Annotated in this window: 15 protein-coding genes and 1 pseudogene; 7 read left to right on the forward strand and 9 right to left on the reverse strand. The window is 72.1% G+C overall.

Annotated elements, in window-relative coordinates:
- Nucleotides 1-83 precede the first annotated feature (83 nt).
- On the forward strand, nt 84-1,238 hold the full coding sequence (locus QFZ76_RS32280) for a cystathionine gamma-synthase (RefSeq protein WP_307676995.1): 1,155 nt from the start codon (nt 84-86) through the stop codon (nt 1,236-1,238).
- 30 nt (nt 1,239-1,268) lie between these two features.
- On the opposite strand, the gene QFZ76_RS32285 is transcribed toward QFZ76_RS32280, so the two are convergent.
- The 3 genes from QFZ76_RS32285 to QFZ76_RS32295 form a co-directional block, all read right to left on the reverse strand.
- Nucleotides 1,269-1,517, reverse strand: coding sequence for a hypothetical protein (locus tag QFZ76_RS32285; protein ID WP_266434419.1), 249 nt, complete (start codon nt 1,515-1,517; stop codon nt 1,269-1,271).
- A 46-nt stretch (nt 1,518-1,563) separates the two neighbouring features.
- The gene (locus QFZ76_RS32290) at nt 1,564-2,067 is read right to left on the reverse strand and encodes a sigma factor-like helix-turn-helix DNA-binding protein (RefSeq protein WP_307676996.1); all 504 of its coding nucleotides are present in this window, start codon (nt 2,065-2,067) and stop codon (nt 1,564-1,566) included.
- Between the two features lie 179 nt (nt 2,068-2,246).
- On the reverse strand, nt 2,247-2,747 hold the full coding sequence (locus QFZ76_RS32295) for a MarR family winged helix-turn-helix transcriptional regulator (RefSeq protein WP_266448123.1): 501 nt from the start codon (nt 2,745-2,747) through the stop codon (nt 2,247-2,249).
- A 163-nt stretch (nt 2,748-2,910) separates the two neighbouring features.
- Here QFZ76_RS32295 and ilvA point away from each other — a divergent pair, with 163 nt between their 5' ends.
- From ilvA to QFZ76_RS32310, 3 genes are all read left to right on the forward strand, one after another.
- Entirely contained in the window at nt 2,911-4,140 is a 1,230-nt protein-coding gene (ilvA, locus tag QFZ76_RS32300) for a threonine ammonia-lyase (RefSeq protein ID WP_307676997.1), read from the forward strand.
- Between the two features lie 137 nt (nt 4,141-4,277).
- Nucleotides 4,278-5,336: an ATP-binding cassette domain-containing protein gene (locus QFZ76_RS32305; RefSeq protein ID WP_307676998.1), complete on the forward strand. Its 1,059-nt coding sequence runs from the start codon at nt 4,278-4,280 to the stop codon at nt 5,334-5,336.
- Entirely contained in the window at nt 5,333-6,178 is an 846-nt protein-coding gene (locus tag QFZ76_RS32310; protein ID WP_307676999.1) for an ABC transporter permease, read from the forward strand. Before QFZ76_RS32305 ends, QFZ76_RS32310 begins: the two co-directional genes overlap by 4 nt.
- A 104-nt stretch (nt 6,179-6,282) precedes the next feature.
- Here the strand turns inward: QFZ76_RS32310 and greA are convergent, their stop codons facing one another.
- Together greA and QFZ76_RS32320 are read right to left on the reverse strand one after the other, a co-directional pair.
- Nucleotides 6,283-6,783: a transcription elongation factor GreA gene (gene greA / locus QFZ76_RS32315; RefSeq protein WP_266434409.1), complete on the reverse strand. Its 501-nt coding sequence runs from the start codon at nt 6,781-6,783 to the stop codon at nt 6,283-6,285.
- A gap of 168 nt (nt 6,784-6,951) precedes the next feature.
- A complete protein-coding gene (locus tag QFZ76_RS32320; protein ID WP_307677000.1) occupies nt 6,952-7,350 on the reverse strand; it encodes a DUF4307 domain-containing protein in 399 nt (132 codons plus the stop codon).
- Nucleotides 7,351-7,454: 104 nt separating this feature from the next.
- On the opposite strand from QFZ76_RS32320, the gene mca reads away from it, so the two are divergent.
- The gene (gene mca / locus QFZ76_RS32325; protein WP_307677001.1) at nt 7,455-8,336 is read left to right on the forward strand and encodes a mycothiol conjugate amidase Mca; all 882 of its coding nucleotides are present in this window, start codon (nt 7,455-7,457) and stop codon (nt 8,334-8,336) included.
- Nucleotides 8,329-8,595 (forward strand): hypothetical protein, encoded by a 267-nt coding sequence (locus QFZ76_RS32330; RefSeq protein WP_307677002.1) that lies wholly within the window; start codon nt 8,329-8,331, stop codon nt 8,593-8,595. The genes mca and QFZ76_RS32330 overlap by 8 nt, the downstream gene beginning before the upstream one ends.
- Nucleotides 8,596-8,620: 25 nt before the next feature.
- Here QFZ76_RS32330 and QFZ76_RS32335 read toward each other — a convergent pair whose 3' ends face one another.
- From QFZ76_RS32335 to QFZ76_RS32350, 4 genes and pseudogenes are all read right to left on the reverse strand, one after another.
- Nucleotides 8,621-9,760 (reverse strand): hypothetical protein, encoded by a 1,140-nt coding sequence (locus tag QFZ76_RS32335; protein WP_307677003.1) that lies wholly within the window; start codon nt 9,758-9,760, stop codon nt 8,621-8,623.
- Nucleotides 9,757-11,058, reverse strand: a complete 1,302-nt coding sequence (locus QFZ76_RS32340; protein ID WP_307677004.1) for a CHAT domain-containing protein — start codon at nt 11,056-11,058, stop codon at nt 9,757-9,759. Before QFZ76_RS32340 ends, QFZ76_RS32335 begins: the two co-directional genes overlap by 4 nt.
- A gap of 2 nt (nt 11,059-11,060) precedes the next feature.
- Nucleotides 11,061-13,901 (reverse strand): AAA family ATPase, encoded by a 2,841-nt coding sequence (locus QFZ76_RS32345; protein WP_307677005.1) that lies wholly within the window; start codon nt 13,899-13,901, stop codon nt 11,061-11,063.
- A 32-nt stretch (nt 13,902-13,933) separates the two neighbouring features.
- Nucleotides 13,934-17,135, reverse strand: a pseudogene (locus QFZ76_RS32350) (tetratricopeptide repeat protein).
- 177 nt (nt 17,136-17,312) lie between these two features.
- Here QFZ76_RS32350 and QFZ76_RS32355 point away from each other — a divergent pair.
- Complete coding sequence (locus QFZ76_RS32355) at nt 17,313-19,343, forward strand: thioredoxin domain-containing protein (protein ID WP_307677006.1); 2,031 nt, start codon at nt 17,313-17,315, stop codon at nt 19,341-19,343.
- Nucleotides 19,344-19,483: the final 140 nt, after the last annotated feature.

A 19,483-nucleotide genomic window follows, 5' to 3' on the forward strand; every position in this document is an offset into this window, starting at 1 on the left:
CGCCTCCCTCTGCCGTTCCCGTCGGCCCCCCGCCGACCTCGGCGTCCGGCACCTTCCCCGCGGGCGCACTACGCTCGGTGCCCATGAGCGACAGGCACATCAGTCAGCACTTCGAGACCCTCGCGATCCACGCGGGCAACACCGCGGATCCCCTCACCGGCGCGGTCGTCCCGCCGATCTACCAGGTCTCGACCTACAAGCAGGACGGCGTCGGCGGCCTGCGCGGCGGCTACGAGTACAGCCGCAGCGCCAACCCGACCAGGACGGCCCTCGAGGAGAACCTCGCGGCCCTGGAGGGCGGCCGCCGCGGCCTCGCGTTCGCGTCCGGACTGGCGGCCGAGGACTGCCTGTTGCGTACGCTGCTCAGCCCCGGCGACCACGTGGTCATCCCGAACGACGCGTACGGCGGCACGTTCCGTCTCTTCGCGAAGGTCGTCTCCCGGTGGGGCGTGGAGTGGTCGGTCGCCGACACCGGCGACGCGTCCGCGGTACGGGCCGCCATCACCCCGAAGACCAAGGCGGTGTGGGTGGAGACCCCCTCCAACCCGCTGCTCGGCATCACCGACATCGCCGCCGTGGCCCAGGTCGCCCGGGACGCGGGCGCGCGGCTCGTCGTCGACAACACCTTCGCCACGCCGTACCTGCAGCAGCCGCTGTCGCTCGGCGCGGACGTCGTGGTGCACTCGCTGACCAAGTACATGGGCGGCCACTCGGACGTCGTCGGCGGCGCCCTGATCGTCGGCGACCCGGAGCTGGGCGAGGAACTGGCGTACCACCAGAACGCGATGGGCGCGGTCGCCGGGCCCTTCGACTCGTGGCTGGTGCTGCGCGGCACGAAGACGCTGTCGGTGCGCATGGACCGGCACAGCGAGAACGCCACCAAGATCGCCGACATGCTGACCCGGCACGCGCGCGTGACGAACGTGCTGTACCCGGGTCTGCCCGAGCACCCCGGTCATGAGGTCGCCGCCAAGCAGATGCGGGCGTTCGGCGGCATGATCTCCTTCCAGGTCGCGGGCGGCGAGGAGGCGGCCGTCGAGGTCTGCAACCGCGCCCAGGTGTTCACGCTCGGCGAGTCCCTGGGCGGCGTCGAGTCGCTCATCGAGCACCCCGGACGCATGACGCACGCCTCCACGGCCGGATCCCTCCTGGAGGTGCCCGCCGACCTCGTACGCCTGTCCGTGGGCATCGAGAACGTCGAGGACCTCCTGGAGGACCTCCAGCAGGCGCTCGGCTAGTCCTTCGGCCCGCGCGCGTGGCTGCCGCTCTCACCAGTCCGTGAGGGGTGGAGTCGTCTCCGACGGCGGCTCCACCCAGGGCTGGACCAACAGCGCCCACACGACGAACGCGACGGTCACGGTGGCGAGCAGCAGCCACAGCAGACGCCGGGCGGCCCTTCTGCGGCGCAGCATGCGCCCGCCGCGCCGCACGGCCTCCGCGTACAGCCCGGGCGGCACGGACGGCACGGACCGCTCCATGATCCGCCGCACGGCCGCCTCCCGCTCGGGCCGGTTCACGCCCGCCTCCGGCTCATGACGGTGCGCATGGTGCGCATGGCGGTGCTCATGACGGGGCCACCCTCGGCCCCGCCACCGCCGGTGCCGGGCCGCGCGGCGGATGCAGCAGGGTCGCCGTCGCCCGGTCGCAGAGGGTGCGGACGCGTTCCAGAGGGAGGCCGAGGAGGGCCGCCGCCTGTTCCTCGGCGACGCCTTCGTACAACCTGAGGACGAGGATCAGACGTTCCTGAGGGGTGAGCCGGGCCAGGGCGCCGGCCGGTTGCCGACGCGCCCGGACCAGGCCGCCGTACTGGTGCCACGCCCCGCGCGCGAAGCGGGCGGCCAGGTACTGGCGCGTCCGGTCGTACGGGTCCTCGCCGCGCAGCCGGTCCCAGGACGCGTACGTATGCGCGAGGGCCAGCGTCAACAGGCGTCGCGCGCGCGGGTTGTCGTGCGGCTCCTCCGCCGTGAGGAGCGTGGCGGCGTGCAGCAGCCGCCCGGCCGCGCCCGCGACGAACGCCTCGAACTCCCGGGCCCGACGGGCGCCCTGGGCCACTTGCCGTTGCCGCACCGCGCCTCCCGCCTGAGGGCGATCCTGAGGGACGGGTCCGGCCGCGCACGGAATGCGAAACGGTGTGCGACGGGGACCCGGTCTCATATGAGGCCAGGCGCGGCCCGTAGGTCAAGGGCCGCGCACGGCCGAGAGCGGCGCGCCGGTGAGCGTCGAGCCGGAGGGCGCCGAGCCGGCGATCAGGAGGCCGACGGCCCGTCCGGTACTTCCTGGGTCGCCATCCGGGCGGAGAGGGCGGTGTTGAAGCGCGTGAGGAGCGTGCAGAACGCCTCGCGCTCCTCGGGCGCCCAGTCGTGTGTCAGCTCGGCCATCAACTGACGCCGCGACGAGCGCACTTCCTCAAGACGCGACAGCCCGCGCGGGGACAACTGGAGCACCACCGCCCGCCCGTCCTCGGGGTGCGAGGTCCGCTTGACGAGGCCGGTGTCGACGAGCGGAGCCACCTGCCGGGTGACCGTCGACGAGTCGATCCCCATGCTCGCGGCGAGCGCCTTGACGCCCATCGGACCTTCCTTGTCGAGCCGGTTGAGCAGCAGGTACGCGGCGCGGTCCATGGAGTTGCGCACCTGCCCCACCCCGCCGAGCCGGGTCTGTTCGGCACGTCGGGCGAACACCGCCACCTCGTGCTGCAGCGTGTCGAGGAGACCGCTGTCACCGACGGTCGTCATGTCCATCGACATTTCAGGTGTTGTGGGCATGGCCGGGGGCTCACTTCGTGAAGGGGGTGCTGGATTGGGGGACAGGGTACGCGGCCCGGAGGCGGGCCGTACCGGGGCTGCGCAAACCGGTCTCGGAGGTTGGTCACAGCGGCGGTCCGCGCGTGTGAACTGCGAGACTTGAGTCATGAACTACCGTGAGGCCCCCTCCGTGCCGCCGGTGACGCTCGACGACGTGCGCGGTGCCCAGAAGATGCTCTCGGGCGTGGCGCGGGTGACCGCGATGGAGGGCAGCCGCCACCTGACCCAGCTGGTCGGCGCGCCGGTCCACTTCAAGTGCGAGAACCTCCAGCGGACCGGATCGTTCAAGCTGCGCGGTGCGTACGTGCGGATCGCCGGACTGCTGCCCGAGGAGCGGGCCGCCGGTGTCGTCGCGGCGAGCGCGGGCAACCACGCCCAGGGCGTGGCGCTGGCGTCGTCGCTGCTCGGTGTGCGGTCCACGGTGTTCATGCCGAAGGGTGCCCCGCTGCCGAAGATCAGTGCCACGAAGGAGTACGGCGCCGAGGTGCGCCTGCACGGGCACGTGGTCGACGAGACGCTGGCCGCCGCGCAGGAGTACGCGGAGGCGACCGGCGCGGTGTTCATTCACCCGTTCGACCACCCTGACATTATCGCCGGTCAGGGCACGGTCGGCCTGGAGATCCTGGAGCAGTGCCCCGAGGTGCGCACGATCGTCGTGGGCATCGGCGGGGGCGGGCTCGCGGCGGGCATCGCGATCGCGGTGAAGACGCTGCGGCCGGACGTGCGGATCGTGGGCGTGCAGGCGGCGGGCGCTGCCGCGTACCCGCCCTCGCTGGCGGCCGGGCGGCCGGTGGCGATCGAGAATCCGGCGACGATGGCCGACGGCATCAAGGTCGGGCGGCCCGGCGACGTGCCGTTCGGGATCATCGGCGAGCTGGTGGACGAGGTGCGCACGGTGACGGAGGACGAGCTGTCCACCGGGCTGCTGCTGTGCCTGGAGCGGGCCAAGCTGGTCGTCGAACCGGCCGGGGCGAGCCCGGTCGCCGCGCTGCTGAGCGACCCCGGTTCCTTCGAGGGGCCGGTCGTGGCGCTGCTGTCCGGCGGCAACGTCGACCCGCTGCTGATGCAGCGCGTGCTGACCCACGGCCTGGCCGCGCAGGGCCGCTACCTGGCCGTACGCCTGCGGCTGACGGACCGCCCGGGCGCTCTTGCGACGCTTCTCGGCGTCTTGTCAGTGGTGGACGCTAACGTCCTCGATGTGGGCCACGTCCGGACCGATCCACGGCTCGGGCTCACGGAGGCGGAGGTCGAGCTGCACCTGGAGACGAAGGGTCCGGCGCACTGCGTCGAGGTCGGCCAGGCCCTGCGCGACGCGGGTTACACGGTCATCGGCTGAGGTCAGGCGCCTCTTTGTCATCCGATCTCACCCGATCGGGTAAGTCCATTGAGAGACGCGATACATCGCGTTATGGTGTGTCTCGTGCCACCCGTACCGAGACTTTCAGAAGATTCCCCAACGACGTGGAGACTCATATGCCAGGCGCCATCTATGCCGAAGGCCTGGTCAAGACCTTCGGTGACGTAAGGGCTCTGGACGGCGTCGACCTCGATGTCCCCGAGGGCACCGTGCTGGGCCTGCTCGGGCCGAACGGCGCGGGCAAGACGACCACCGTCCGCTGTCTGACGACGCTGCTCCGCCCCGACAGCGGCAAGGCCGTCGTCGCCGGCCTCGACGTGCTGAAGCAGCCCAACGAGGTGCGGCGCTCGATCGGCCTGTCCGGCCAGTTCGCCGCGGTCGACGAATACCTGACCGGCCGCGAGAACATCCAGATGGTCGGCCAGCTCTACCAGATGAAGGCCAAGGCCGCGAAGGCCCGGGCCGAGGAACTGCTCGAGCAGTTCCACCTCGCGGACGCCGCCGACCGCCCCGCGAAGACCTACTCGGGCGGCATGCGCCGACGGCTCGACCTCGCCGCGGCGCTCGTCGTGTCCCCGCCCGTGATGTTCATGGACGAGCCGACGACCGGCCTCGACCCGCGCAACCGCCAGCAGCTGTGGGAGGTCATCAAACAGCTGGTCTTGGGCGGTACGACCCTGCTGCTGACCACCCAGTACCTCGAAGAGGCCGACCACCTCGCCCATGACATCGCGGTCGTCGACCACGGCCGGGTCATCGCCCGCGGCACGTCCGACCAGCTCAAGGCCCGCACCGGCGGCGAGCGCGTCGAGGTCGTCGTGCACGAGCGGGAGCACATCCCGACCGCCCGGGAGGTGCTGGCCGGCTTCGGCAAGGGCGAGACCACCGTCGAGGAGCACACCCGCAAGCTCACCGTGCCCGTCACCGGCGGCGCGAAGCTCCTCGCCGAGGTCATCCGGGAACTGGACGTCCGAGGCATCGAGATAGACGACATCGGCCTGCGCCGCCCGACCCTGGACGACGTCTTCCTCTCCCTGACGGGCCATGTGGCCGAGGTCAAGGACGATGAGAACGGCGCGAACGGCGCGAACGGCGCGAACGGCGCGGCAGCCAAGCCAGTCAAGGACCCCAAGAACGCCAAGGACCGCGGGCAGAAGAAGGAGACCACCCAGTGAGTGCCGTCACCGACGCCGTGCGGATCACGGCGCCCACCAACCCCGTCACCCAGTCGATCCGCGACTCGCTGGTCGTCGCCAAACGCAATCTGATCCGGATGTCTCGCATCCCGGAGATGGTCATCTTCGGACTCATCCAGCCGATCATGTTCGTGGTGCTGTTCAGCTACGTCTTCGGCGGATCGATGAACATCGGCGGCACCACCGACCCTGGCGTCTACCGCGAGTTCCTGATGGCGGGCATCTTCGCGCAGACGGTCACGTTCGCCACCGCGGGCGCCGGCGCGGGCATCGCCGACGACATGCACAAGGGGCTCATCGACCGGTTCCGCTCGCTGCCCATGGCGCGGGGCGCGGTCCTGACCGGCCGGACGCTCGCCGACCTGGTGCAGACCGCGCTCACCCTGTTCGTGCTGGCCGTGGTCGCTCTGCTGGTCGGCTGGCGCACGCACACCAGTTTCGGCGAGGTGCTGGGCGCCTTCGGCCTGCTGCTGCTGACCGGGTACGCCTTCACCTGGATCGGCGCGGTGATCGGCCTGTCCGTGCGGACACCGGAAGCGGCCACCTCGGGCGGACTGATCTGGCTCTTCCCGGTGACGTTCGTCTCGAACGCGTTCGTGGACTCCGCCCAGATGACGCCCTGGCTGCGGCACGTCGCCGACTGGAACCCGTTCAGCGCCACGGTCCAGGCCTGCCGCCAGCTCTTCGGGAATCCCGGGGTCTCGACCTCGGACGCCTGGCCGATGCAGCACCCCGTGTGGGCCTCGCTGATCTACTCGATCCTGATCATCGCCATATTCCGGACCCTGGCGGTGCGGAAGTACCGCTCCGCGACGGCCTGAGGCGGCATGTCGATGATCGATGCCTGAGACGCCATGACGAAGCCCCCGGCGTCAGCAGACGCCGGGGGTTCGCCAAGGACGTGCAAGGGCGGGCGGGAGCCGGGTCAGCCGCTGTAGGGCTCGGCCTTGAGGATCGTCACCGAGGCCTTCTTGCCGTTCGGCAGCTCGTACTGCGCGTCCTCGCCGACCTTGTGGCCGATCACGCCGGAGCCCAGCGGGGACTGCGGGGAGTACGTCTCCACGTCGGCGCTCGCGTACTCGCGCGAGGCCAGCAGGAAGGTCATCGTGTCGTCCTCGTCGCCGTCGAAGGCGATCGTCACGACCATGCCGGGCGCCACCGCACCGTCGGCGGAGACCGGGGCCTCGCCGACCTTGGCGTTGTCCAGGAGCTGGGTCAGCTGGCGCACCCGGAGCTCCTGCTTGCCCTGCTCCTCCTTGGCCGCGTGGTACCCGCCGTTCTCGCGCAGGTCGCCCTCCTCGCGCGCGGCCGCGATCTTGGCGGCGATCTCCGTGCGCGCAGGACCAGACAGGTACTCCAGCTCGGCCTTGAGCTGGTTGTACGCCTCCTGGGTCAGCCAGGTGACGTTCTCGCTGGTCTGGGTCACAGGTGCTCCTCGTAGGTACTGGGAATACAAAGCATCGCCCTACCCAGAAGAATGTTCCTTCGTGGAAGGGCGAAACCACGAGCCTAACAATTCAGCGACGGAAGGGGGAGGACATAAGCCGTCAGAATTACGTCGACGCAGGTCAGCGGCTATGTATTCGGGCTGAGGTCAGTCAGCGTGGCAGCCGAGCAGCTCGGCGGTCGTGCCCGGCGACGTCGTGCGCAGGGTGAGGACCTTGTCGATGCGGGTGGCGTCCCCGTCGAAGCGGAAGTCGGCGCGGCCCACCTCGGCGCCGTCCTCCGCCTGCGAGCGCAGGGTGCAGTAGCCGCTCGCACCGGAGTCCTTGCGGACCTCCAGATGCACCTGCACCCCGTCCTTCCCGGGCTCGAACGTGATCACCTCGGCGCTGATCTTGTTCTGGCCGACGTAGTGGTACGCGAAGTAGCCGACGAGGGCGAGGAGCAGGGCGGCGAGGACGGCACCGGCGATCTTGAGCCGGTGGTCGGCGCGCTCGTCCGAGGAGCGGCCGTAGCGGCCCTCGGGCAGTCGCGTGCTCGCCGTACTCATGATCGTCCTCTCGCCCCGGAATTATTGGCCCTCCAGTTCGGTCACTATAGAAGCGCCGATCGCACCCGCTCACACCGGGCGCCGACATTTACGAGGATTGAGTCTTGACTGACCAGCTGCGACTGATGGCCGTCCACGCCCACCCCGACGACGAGTCGAGCAAGGGCGCGGCCACCATGGCGAAGTACGTGTCCGAGGGGGTGGACGTGCTGGTCGTGACCTGCACGGGCGGGGAGCGCGGCTCCATCCTCAACCCGAAGCTCCAGGGCGACAAGTACATCGAGGAGCACATCCACGAGGTGCGCAAGAAGGAGATGGACGAGGCCCGCGAGATCCTCGGCGTGGGGCAGGAGTGGCTCGGTTTCGTCGACTCCGGCCTGCCCGAGGGCGACCCGCTGCCGCCGCTGCCCGAGGGCTGCTTCGCCCTGGAGGACGTCGACACCGCGGCCGGCGAGCTGGTGAAGAAGATCCGCTCCTTCCGTCCGCAGGTCATCACGACGTACGACGAGAACGGCGGCTACCCGCACCCCGACCACATCATGACCCACAAGATCTCGATGGTGGCGTTCGAGGGCGCGGCGGACACCGAGAGGTACCCGGAGGCGGAGTTCGGCCCGGCGTATCAGCCGCTGAAGCTATACTACAACCAGGGCTTCAACCGCCCGCGCACCGAGGCGCTGCACCAGGCCATGCTGGACCGCGGCCTGGAGTCCCCGTACGGGGACTGGCTCAAGCGCTGGGACGAGTTCCAGCGCGAGGAGCGAACCCTGACCACGCACGTTCCGTGCGCCGACTTCTACGAGATCCGCGACAAGGCCCTGATCGCGCACGCCACGCAGATCGACCCCGACGGCGGCTGGTTCCGCGTCCCGATGGACGTCCAGACGAAGGTCTGGCCGACGGAGGAGTACGAGCTCGCGAAGTCCCTCGTCGATACCTCCCTCCCCGAGGACGACCTCTTTGCGGGCATCCGCGACAATGCCTGATATGAGCGCAAGCGCAAGCCTGGCAATGACGCACCTCGCGACCCTCGCCAAGGAGGTCGACGAGGACAAGGTCACCCCCGGCGTCCTCGGCTTCATCGTCTTCGCGGCGATGGCCCTGGCCGTGTGGGCCCTGATGAAGTCGATGAGCCGCCACATGGGCAAGGTCGACTTCAAGGAGATCTCGGACCCGAAGGCGGAGCCCGCGGACGGCTCGGCCTCGGCCTCGGCCTCGGCCGAGCCTGGGGCGAAGCAGGGCTGACGGTCAGCCCACCGGCTTCCGTCCCTCACCGGCAGTGGTCGGCCAGGGACAGCAGCAGGTGGGCGGACTCCGCCCGCAGATGGTCCGAGTGGGCACCCGCCGGACCGCGTCCGCGCACGAAGACGTCGCTCGCGTCGACGCTCACGAAGCGGTGGTCGAGGGCGGCGAGCGGGTACGGCTCGTGCGGCGGCAGCATCCGGATCGCGGAGACCGGGGCGGGGGCGGTGCCGATACCGGCGTACCCGATACCCGCCCGTTTCTCCGCCCGCAGATGCCAGAAGCCGGTGGCCCGGTCGTGCTGCGAGTACGTCGCGACGACCGGCCCGCGCAGTGGCGCCTCGCCGAGAGCCGTGAAAGTGGCGGCGAAGGCGTCGCGGGGCGCCGCCATCTGCAACAGCAGCATCGAGTCGACGGTGAAGGGCCGGCCGGGCGGCTTCGGCGTACTCCATCCAAGGGTGCGCGGCTGCTCGCCCGCCGCCCACTGCACTGCCTCGCACAGCAGTCGGCAGCCGAAGGAGTGGCCCGCCAGGTGCAGGTACTGACCGGTCCGGGTGCGCAGGACCGGCGCCGGATCGCCGCGTTGGGCGTCCAGAATGCCGAGCAGCTGACCGATGACGCGGGCCGCGTGGCCCCGCGTGGACATGGTGTGCGCCCGCTCGCGGATTCTCCGGTAGCCCGCGAGCGAGGGGAGCGACCGGGAGGGCCAGCGCACCAGCACCGGCCACGGGGCGAACCGTCGTACGCCGGACGACAGCCCGGGATACAGCGCCTGCCGCTCCGCCAGCTGCCGTTCGACCAGAGCGAGCAGAGTGCGCAGCGCCGCGACGGAGGACTCCGGCGAGGTCTGCCACCCGTGCACGTACACGACGATGTCCGTCGCCCAGGGCGGCGGAGTCAGATGCTCCGCGAAGTGGGCGTCCAGGCGGGCGGCCGGGACGGGGACCGGGCCGTGCGGGGTGGCCCACGTGAGCCAGCCGTCCTCGTCCAGGTCCACGGCCCGCACGGCGTCCGGGCCGGTCATGTCGTGCGGGTCGGTCGCGTGATGTCGGCCGGTCATGTCGTCCGGGTCGGTCGCGTGATGTCGGCCCGCCATGTCGTCCGGTCCCGGCACGTCCTCCGGCCCGGTGATGTGATCCCGGCGTCTCGCATCGTCCCGGCCCGTCACGTCACCCGCTCCAGCCTGCGGTCCATGCCGCAGTGCAGTGCGTAGGTGAAACCCAGGGGGTTGCGGAACGTGTCCGCGAAGTACCGCGCCAGGCCGTGCGCGATCTCGCCCGCTGTCAGGGTGCCGGGCAGATAGCGGGTGACGAAGGCGTACGCGTACTCGGCGGCGAACATCTGCGGGATCTCGATCTGGGGCCCGAGCACCCCGCCCGCCCCGGCCCGGATCAGTGCCCCGCCGAGGTTGGTGAGATCGGCGGAACCGGGCAGCCCGGCGTAGCAGGCGTTGAGGAGTACCACGGGCCGGTACGGGAACAGGGGGCCCGAGGCCGCCGCTCGCCGTGCCAGCAGGGTGTGCGCGTCGATGTCCCGGTGGTCGCTCAGCTGTACGACGAACAGGGGTGACCCGGACTCGTCGGGCGAGCGGAAGTGGCCGTGGCACCAGAAGTACACCAACTGCTCGTCCAGCCGGTCCGACTTGAGGGCCGTAAGGAGTTCATGACGCCGGGTGCGCTCGATGCGGACGGTGCCGTCGGCGAGGGCGGCGGCGACCTCGGCCGCCCGGGTCCGGCCCTCGGGGTCGATGCCCTTGTCATGGTTGAGGCTGACCACCGGTACCGGGGGCGGCAGCGCCGACTCCTCCTCGTCGGGGAAGGCGGGGTGCCGGCCGCCGGTCTGCTCGATCTGGTGCCGATAGCCGAGGAAGCGGGCGAGGAGTCCCTCGGGGCCGTCCTTGCCAGGGGGATCCTGCTGCTCGGCGGGCAGACACAGCATCGGCCAGGGCAGGAACAGGTTGGAGTCCACCCGGATCCGCAGCGGCCCGGGTCCGGCCAGTGCGTCGAGCACCACCTTGCGCAGCCGCTCGGCCCCCGGCCCGCCCGCTCCGAGGAGCTCCTCGCACAGCAGGTAGCTGCCCTGCTCGACGAGTTCGTCGAGTATGTCGCGCAGTTCCTCCTCGGGCTCGGCGGTGAGGTCCGGGCGGACCGCGTACGGCAGGCGCGGACGGCCGGGCAGGGGGACGCCACGGTCGTCGACGGGTTCGTACGCCACCAGCTCCCGCTTCCACAGCGCGCGCAGCCGGGCCGCCGAGGCACGCAGGGCGGCGGGCGCGACCTCCAGCTTCGCCGTGTACTCGGCGAACGCGGCGGGCACCGCTCCGCCGTACACCCGGGCCCGGACGTGGTCGTCCGCGTAGGCGTCGAGAACCAGCACCAGGTCAGGGTGGCGGACGCTGGGGGCCGGCCGGCGGGTGAAGCCCTGGCTGGGGTCCTGCGTGATGCGGACCGGCAGGTCACGGGCCACGGTCACCTCCCGCGCAGCGGCTCGGTCAGCGGCGGAGCGGCCGACGGCACACTGCCCCTGGCGTCGGTGACGTCGATCTCCGTCTCGACCTCCTGGAGCACGGTGCCGGTGTCGTGGTGCTCCACGACGAAGCGGATGCGGTGCCGGCCCGGCCTCCTCGGCGTGAACCGGAACTCGGCGCCCGCGTCCGGGTCGTCGGCGGCGGACGGCCGGATGGTGACGGCGTGCTCGGGCTGGACCTCGGCGGAGGTGAGCGGGACCGCCCGGGCCGACAGCCACGGCAGCGCGGGCCCGGCGGCCCCGGCCCAGGGATGGTGCACGCCCGGGACCAGGCGCAGGGCGATGCGTGCCGCGTCGTCGGCGGCCGGGGTGTCGTCGAGCAGAGTGAGGCGGATGCGGGACTCGGTGGTCGGGAAGCGGGCGAGGCCGTCGTGCCGGGGCTCGGGGATGGTGTGGCGGGCGGCGCGGGGGATGCGGAACCGGCCGTGTTCCTCCGGCCATTCGATGCCGGCGAGCAGCTGCGGCGCATAGCGGCGCGAGAGCTCCCACAGCACGCCGCGGGGAGGGGGCTCGCCGTCGAGGACCGCCTGGGCGAGGTCGGTCCAGGCTTTGCCCGCCTCGTCGCCGAGGGACTCGAAGAGGGCGCGGGCGCGGGCCAGGGCGTGCCGGCTCGGGCCGTGCTCGGGCTGCCGGATGCCCAGTTCCAGGGCACTCCAGGCCTGGCCGTGCGGGCAGCCGGTGTCGCCGAAGGCCCTGGCGGCGGCCTCGAGATACGTCCGGCGGTCCTCGCGGATCCCCAGGCAGTGGGTGTGCCAAGCCCCGCCGACGGGATCCACCGCGTTGTCGAGCCGCTGGAGGGCGGCGAAAGGCGCGGGGCCGGGCCCCACGAAGGACGACCCCGCGATGGGTCCCGTGTCGGGTCCCACGACGGACCCCCCGTCTGACCCCCCGAGGGGTCCCACGTCCGTCCCCGAGACGGACCCCGCGACCACCCCCACGGCGGGCCCCGCGACGGTCCCCTCCGCCAGCATCGCGGCGTGCAGAGCGCGCCAGGCCACCGCCCAGCTACGGACCGGCGGCTGCCACAGCGCGCGCACGTCGGAGTTCTGCCAGTCGGCGACCGGCCGCCCGTTGGCCCGCGACACGGCGGACAGCCTGAGCAGTTCGATGTCCGCGCAGTCCCTCCCGTACGCGTCCTTGATGTCGAGGAACATCACGCGCGCGGCACTGAGCCGCTTGACCGCGGCCTCGAAGTCCCCGCGCAGCAGGCACCAGCGCCCGTACTCCAGTACGGCCCAGGCCTCGCCGCGCAGGTCCCCCGCGACCTGGTGTGCCTCGATCGCGCGCCGCAGCAGTGGCCCCACCCCGCGCAGATCCCCGCGGTCGCAGGCGACGGCGGCCTTGGTGTGCAGCACCCAGCCGTCGGCACCGCGTCCGGCCGACAGACCGGCGAGGAGCCTTTCGGTCTCGTGCAGACGCCCCAGGTCGCGCTCCAGGAGGGCGAGTTGCAGCAGCTCGGACGGCGCCGGGTCGTCGCGCGACAGCACGACCCGGGCCAGGCCCGGTTCCTCGCACCGCCGCAGGGCGAGGGCCGGCGCGGCCGCGAGGTCCGCGTCCGCTTCCGCGTCCCCGTCCTCGCCGAGCGTGTGCCGTACGCACTGGCGCAGCGCCAGCAGCTCGAAGACCTTTCCCCGGTGGGCCAGTTCCCCGGCCAGGTAGGCGCTGAAGCCGCGGGCCTCCGGGTCCTCGGTGGGCAGGACCCGGGTGAGCAGCAGCAGGTACGTCGTGGCGTGGTCGGCGACGAGGGCGGGGGAGCGCCGGGCCTCCCGCAGCAACGGCAGGGCCGCGGCGACCGCCCGGTCGGCGACCTGTTCGGGCGACCAGTGCCGGGTGACCTGCTCGGCGACCGCCCTGTGCAGCCGTACGCCCCTCTTGTCGCGTTCCAGCAGCCGCAGTTCCCGGAGCTCGGCCGTGGCGTTGCGCGTGCGGTGGCCGTCCGAGGAGTCCGCGCCCGGCAGAAGGTGCGCGACCAGCTCGTCCGGCAGCCACAGCCCGCCCGGGCCGGTCAACGCCGCCAGCGCGTCGCACAGTCGGGCCGCATCCCTGTTCAGCCGCGCCAGCGCCAGATCGACCAGGCGGGGGAGTGTGTCCGGGAGCTCGCCGACCTTGCCCCCGGTACCGGCCAGCGCCGCGCCGATGCGCAGCGCGAGCGGAGTGAGTGCGGGCCGGTCGAGGGTGGCGGGCCGCACCAGCCGGTCGCCCGCCGCTTCGCCGGTCGCGGCGGACGAGTACAAGTACCCGGACGCGTACGAGTACCCGGTCGTGTCACTGATGAGCCGCCGTGCCGCCGGCAGCGCGAGATCCCCCAGCTCGTACGTGTACGCGGCGGGCGGGATGCCCTCCTCCTCGGCGACGGCGAGCACCTGACAGTCGGTGCCGTCGAGCACCGACTGCAGCGCGTCGAGGAGCGGGCCGCGCGCGCCGTCCACGACGAGCACGGGCCGGATCCGGTCGGCCAGTTCCCGCCGGCAGATCTCGATCACCGGTTCGAGCAGGCCGTCGGCGGGCGCGCCGATCGCGGCCGTCAGCCGTCCGGGCCGCGCCCCCAGGCTTTCGAGCAGCCGCAGCAGCGTCACCTCCGGCCGTTCCCGGAGGCCGATGTCCTCGACCCGGAACACCTGGGGCGAGCTCGACCCCCTGGGCGTCACGTGCCGTGCCAACGCGGACTTCCCGCTGCCGGGCGGCCCCGTGAGCACGACGATCCGGCGGGGCGCCAGTGCCTCGCGCAGCTCCCGCAGCTCTTCCTCGCGCCCCACGAGCGGCACGCCGTCCAACCAGGACACCCCCTGTACGGCCGCGGATCCCTACGACGCCACTACGCTCTCGACGCCACCGCCACCCCCATGACCTCCCGCGCATGCCTCCCCGGCACCATCCCCAACCGCCAGGCCTGCCAACCCGCTTCGAGGTTCACCCCGCGTTCCAGCAGCAGCTGGTACGCCTCGACGTAGTCGTCCAGCTTCTCGTCCCGGGCCGGATGCCCCGCCCGGGACAACTGGGCCAGCTCCTCCTGCGCCACAGCGGTACCGACCTCCACGCCGCCCGGGGCGGCGTACGGCAGCAGCGTGCAGCGCAGGAAGCGCGCCCAGTCCTCGCCGCGGCGATCGCCGTACGACGTGAACAGCCCGATCGCCTCGTCGCACAACTCCAGCGCCTGGGGTGTACGGGAGTTGCCCGCGTCCACCACCGCCAGCTCCAGGCAGGTCCAGGCCTCCCCGTGGGCGACGCCGATGCGCCGGAAGTCGGCGCGGGCGTCGACCAGCAGCTGGCGGGCGAAGCCGGAGTTGCGCAACGACCCCGTCTGCGCGGCCCGTTGGTCGCGGGTCGCGCGGGCCGAGTGGTGCCGGGCGCAGGCCAGGCCGTAGACGTCCCGGATTCGGGAGAACATCGTGCGGGAGCGTTCCAGCTCGCGGACCGCCAGGGTCAGGTTGCCGGTCTCCTCCAGGGCCTGGCCGAGGTAGTACACCGTCCACGCCTCGCCGCGCGCGTCCTCGTTGTCACGGTGCCGGGAGGCTGCCTGGCGCAGGCCGTCGACCGCCGCCGACGGGTCGCCGGCGATCAGGCGGGCGCGGGCCAGCTGGGTCAGGGCCCAGGCCTCGCCGCGGGCGTCGCGGGTGCGGCCGTACAGGTCGAGGGCGGTGCGCAACTCCTCTTCGGCGCGCGGGACGTCGCCCATGCGCAGGCCCAGCTGGCCGAGCTGGAAGTGGGCCCAGGCCTCGCCGTGGACCGATTCGCCGGCGCGGTGCAGGAGGAGGGACTGGGTCAGCAGCTCCATCGCCTCGGACAGGTGGGCCCGGTCGCGTTCCACGGCCGCCAGCGCGTGCATCGTCCACGCGCGGTCCGTCGCCAGCTCGGGGGCGGCCTGGAGGTCGAGGGCCTCCCTCAGCTTCGCCGCCGCCTCCGTCAGGTTGCCCTGGTGGTGGAGCGTGATGCCCAGCGAGCACAGGGCCCGGGCCGCGCCCGCGTCGTGGTGCGCCTCCATATAGAGGTCCACCACCGAGGTGAGCGTCGTGCGCGCCTTGTCCAGCTCGCCCAGCTGCCTGGCCGCGATGCCCGTACGCCACTGCACCGAGCGGACGAGCAGGCCCTGGTCGACGGCCTGCGCCAGCTCGCTGATCTCGCCGAGGCGGTAGAGGTCGCCGCGCAGCAGGCAGTAGTCGCACAGGGCGCCGAGCAGGTTCAGTACGGCCGCCTGGTTCACGCCCTCCGCGTGCCGGAGGGCCGCCGTGATGAAGCTCGACTCGTCGTCGAGCCAGCGCAGCGCCTCGTCCAGGGAGTGGAAGCCGTGCGGGCTGAAGCGGTCCGAGCGGGTCGACATGTTGCCGTCGACCAGGCGCAGCACCGAGTCGGCGAGGTCGGCGTAGTTCACGATCAGGCGTTCCTGAGCCGCCGTACGCTCGGAGGGCTCCTCCTCGTCCAGGAGGCGGGCGTGGGCGAAGGCGCGGACCACGTCGTGCAGTCGGTAGCGGCTGCCGCGGACGTGGTCGATGAGGCCGGCCCGGGCCAGGGCGACCAGGTGGCGGGTCGCCTCCGTCTCGTCCGTGGCCAGCAGGGCGGCGGCCGCGGCGGCGCCGAGGGAGGCGCGGCCGGCCAGGGCGAGGCGGCGCAGCAGCCGGCGGGCGGTGTCCGACTGGTCGGTGTAGCGCAGCCAGAGGACTCTCTCGGCGGGTTCGACCGGGCCGTACGCGTCGAGGTCCGTGGCGAGCTGTCGGGGTGAGCGCGGGCCGAGCGAGGAGCCCGCGATGCGCAGCGCGAGCGGCAGGCCGCCGCACAGCTGACCGATCCGGGTCGGTGGATTCGGCGTCGTAGGGACCGGTGGTCTCCTGTGCGGCCGCGCCCAGCAGCTCCTCCGATCCGGCCGGGTCCAGGGCCTCGACGGACAGCTCGTGCACCCAGGCGGCCACGTCGGCCGGCAGGTCGAGCGGGCCGCGGGCGGTGACCAGGACGAGGCTGTCGGAGCGCTCGGGAATGAGGGTGCGGACCTGCTCCGGGTCGAAGGCGTCGTCCAGGACGATCGTGACGGGCAGCCCGGTCAGATGCTGGTGGTACAGCTCGCTCAGCCGCTTGACCTGCTGGTCCGCGGAGGAACGCTCACGGAACAGGAGCTGCTCGCGGGGGGCGCCGAGGCGGTTGAGGAGGTGCAGCAGCGCGTCCCGGGTGGACAGGGGCTGCTCCTCCGGGGTGTAGCCGCGCAGGTCGACCACGCACGCGCCGCGGAAGTAGTCCCTCAGGTCGTGGGCGGCGCGCACCGCGAGTGTCGTACGACCGCTGCCGGGCGCCCCGTGCAGGACGACGACCGTCGGCCGGGTCTCGGTGCTCGCGCGGGCCGCCTGCACCCACTGCCGGATCCGCGCCATCTCCTGACGGCGGCCCGCGAACGGACCGACCGGCTCGGGCAGTTGACCGAAGGACTGCTCCAGCACGTTCCGGCCCCGGGCCGCCGCGCTCTTGTCCGTGCCCTTCAGTCGCGGACCCGTCCGCTTCGGCCCGGTCGAGGCGTTCCGCACCCGCTGCTGGTCGAGGTAGGGGCGGATGCCGCGCACCTCGAGCGCCGTCAGCCACTGCAGCCGCAGCTGCTCCGGGCCGCCGGGCTGGCCGAGCGCGCCCGCGCGGTGGTGGGCGGCGGGCAGATGCGAGCCGGCCACCTTCACGACCGTCGCCGCGGCGCCCACCACTCCCACGGTGACCCCGGCGCCGAGCGCCGTACCCGCGCCGGTGCCGAGCGCCAGGTCGGCGACGGTGGCCGCGACCGCCGCGACGCCCGCCACCAGCAGCGGAGTACCGCCGCCCTCGCGCGCGTACCGCTGCCCGAACGTGAGCTGACCGGCCTCCGCCTCCTCCAGGGCGCGCCCGTACGCCTCGTACTCCTCCGCGGCGGTCTGCGCCATCGAGTCCAGCGCCCCGCGCGCCCGCGACAGCAGTACGGTCCCGTCGGTACGCCCGCCCGACCGCCGTACCTCTTCCTCCACGGCCCGCGTCAGCAACCGCTCGGCCTCCGCGCGATGACTGTCCCGCATGTCACGTCCCCCTCCGGCGGCAACGGCTCTTTCTCGTCGGTTCCTTGATGGTTCCTTGGTCAAGTGTGCTGCGGACGGCGCATTGGTGCGAGGGGGCGTGGGTCCGGAAAACTCAAGGTCACTGTCCGGGAGACGCCTGCCGGGTGACAGGCGGGGTACTGCGGCAGGATGGACCCCATGCCGAACCGACTGGCCCATGAGACGTCCCCCTACCTCCTCCAGCACGCCGAGAACCCGGTCGACTGGTGGCCGTGGTCGGCTGAGGCCTTCGAGGAGGCGCGCGAGCGGGGCGTGCCCGTGCTGCTGAGCGTGGGGTACAGCAGCTGTCACTGGTGTCACGTCATGGCGCACGAGTCCTTCGAGGACCAGGAGACCGCCGACTACCTCAACGCCCACTTCGTCAGCGTCAAGGTCGACCGCGAGGAACGCCCCGACGTGGACGCCGTCTACATGGAGGCCGTCCAGGCCGCCACCGGGCAGGGCGGCTGGCCCATGACGGTGTTCCTGACGCCGGACGCCGAGCCCTTCTACTTCGGCACCTACTTCCCGCCCGCCCCGCGCCACGGCATGCCGTCCTTCCGGCAGGTGCTGGAGGGCGTCCGCAGCGCCTGGACCGACCGGCGGGAGGAGGTCGCCGAGGTCGCCGGGAAGATCGTGCGGGACCTGGCGGGGCGGGAGATCTCCTACGGCGACAGCCGGGCGCCCGGCGATGAGCAGCTGGCCGCGGCGCTGCTCGGGCTTACCCGGGAGTACGACCCGCAGCGCGGCGGGTTCGGCGGGGCGCCCAAGTTCCCGCCGTCCATGGTGGTCGAGTTCCTGCTGCGCCACCACGCGCGGACCGGCGCGGAGGGCGCCCTCCAGATGGCGCAGGACACCTGTGAGCGCATGGCCCGCGGCGGGATCTACGACCAGCTCGGCGGTGGGTTCGCCCGGTACTCCGTCGACCGCGACTGGATCGTGCCGCACTTCGAGAAGATGCTGTACGACAACGCGCTGCTGTGCCGCGTCTACGCCCACCTGTGGCGGGCGACCGGCTCCGAGCTGGCCCGCCGGGTCGCCCTGGAGACCGCCGACTTCATGGTGCGGGAACTGCGCACCGACCAAGGCGGCTTCTCCTCCGCGCTCGACGCCGACAGCGACGACGGCACCGGCAAGCACGTCGAGGGCGCCTACTACGTGTGGACGCCCGAGCAGCTCCGCGAAGCCCTCGGGGACGAGGACGCGGAGCTCGCCGTCCAGTACTTCGGCGTCACCGAGGAGGGCAGCTTCGAGCACGGTTCTTCCGTCCTCCAACTCCCGCAGCAGGACACGTTCTTCGACGCCGAGCGCATCGCCTCCGTCCGCGAGCGACTGCTTCACAAGCGGAGTGAGCGTTCCGCACCCGGCCGTGACGACAAGGTCGTCGCCGCCTGGAACGGGCTGGCGATCGCCGCGCTCGCCGAGACCGGCGCCTACTTCGACCGTCCCGACCTGGTCGAGGCCGCGCTGGGCGCCGCCGACCTCCTCGTACGGCTGCATCTGGACGACCATGCCCGCCTCGCCCGCACCAGCAAGGACGGCCAGGCCGGCACCAACGCCGGGGTGCTGGAGGACTACGCCGATGTGGCGGAGGGCTTCCTCGCGCTGGCCTCCGTGACCGGCGAGGGCGTGTGGCTCGACTTCGCCGGGTTCCTCCTCGACCACGTCCTCACGCGGTTCGCCGACGACTCCGGCAACCTCTACGACACCGCCGCCGACGCCGAGAAGCTGATCCGCCGGCCGCAGGACCCCACCGACAACGCCGCCCCCTCCGGCTGGAGCGCCGCCGCCGGCGCCCTGTTGAGCTACGCGGCCCAGACCGGCGCCGAACCCCATCGCACCGCCGCCGAGAAGGCGCTCGGCGTCGTCAAGGCCCTCGGCCCGCGCGTCCCCCGCTTCATCGGCTGGGGGCTCGCGGTCGCCGAGGCGTTGCTCGACGGGCCGCGCGAGGTGGCGGTCGTGGGTCCGAGCCTGGACGACGAGGGCACAAGGACCCTGCACCGTACGGCACTTCTCGGCACCGCCCCCGGCGCTGTCGTCGCCGTCGGCACCCCTGACAGCGACGAACTACCGCTCCTCGCCGACCGTTCCTTGAGCAACGGTGAACCAACCGCGTACGTCTGCCGTAACTTCACTTGTGACGCTCCGACGACCGATTCCGATCGGTTGCGCACGGCGCTGAGCGGCTGAAACGGAAGCGGAGTGCACCCTTCCGTTGCTGAGATGCGCCCACGTGTTCGGATTAGTCCCAGAAGTCACATCACTGTTACGAAACACGCTATTTATCAGAACAGTTCCCACACTTCACAGTTCCCCCTTAATCTCTGCAC

Origin of the sequence: Streptomyces sp. V4I2, assembly GCF_030817655.1 — a bacterium.
Classification (GTDB): domain Bacteria; phylum Actinomycetota; class Actinomycetes; order Streptomycetales; family Streptomycetaceae; genus Streptomyces; species Streptomyces plumbiresistens.

Coding starts and splice junctions, on each gene's coding strand:
- QFZ76_RS32280 (WP_307676995.1), top strand. CDS start 84: ATGAGCGACAGGCACATCAGTCAGCACTTCGAGACCCTCGCGATCCAC.
- QFZ76_RS32295 (WP_266448123.1), bottom strand. CDS start 2,747: ATGTCGATGGACATGACGACCGTCGGTGACAGCGGTCTCCTCGACACG.
- ilvA (WP_307676997.1), top strand. CDS start 2,911: ATGAACTACCGTGAGGCCCCCTCCGTGCCGCCGGTGACGCTCGACGAC.
- QFZ76_RS32305 (WP_307676998.1), top strand. CDS start 4,278: ATGCCAGGCGCCATCTATGCCGAAGGCCTGGTCAAGACCTTCGGTGAC.
- QFZ76_RS32320 (WP_307677000.1), bottom strand. CDS start 7,350: ATGAGTACGGCGAGCACGCGACTGCCCGAGGGCCGCTACGGCCGCTCC.
- QFZ76_RS32330 (WP_307677002.1), top strand. CDS start 8,329: ATGCCTGATATGAGCGCAAGCGCAAGCCTGGCAATGACGCACCTCGCG.
- QFZ76_RS32355 (WP_307677006.1), top strand. CDS start 17,313: ATGCCGAACCGACTGGCCCATGAGACGTCCCCCTACCTCCTCCAGCAC.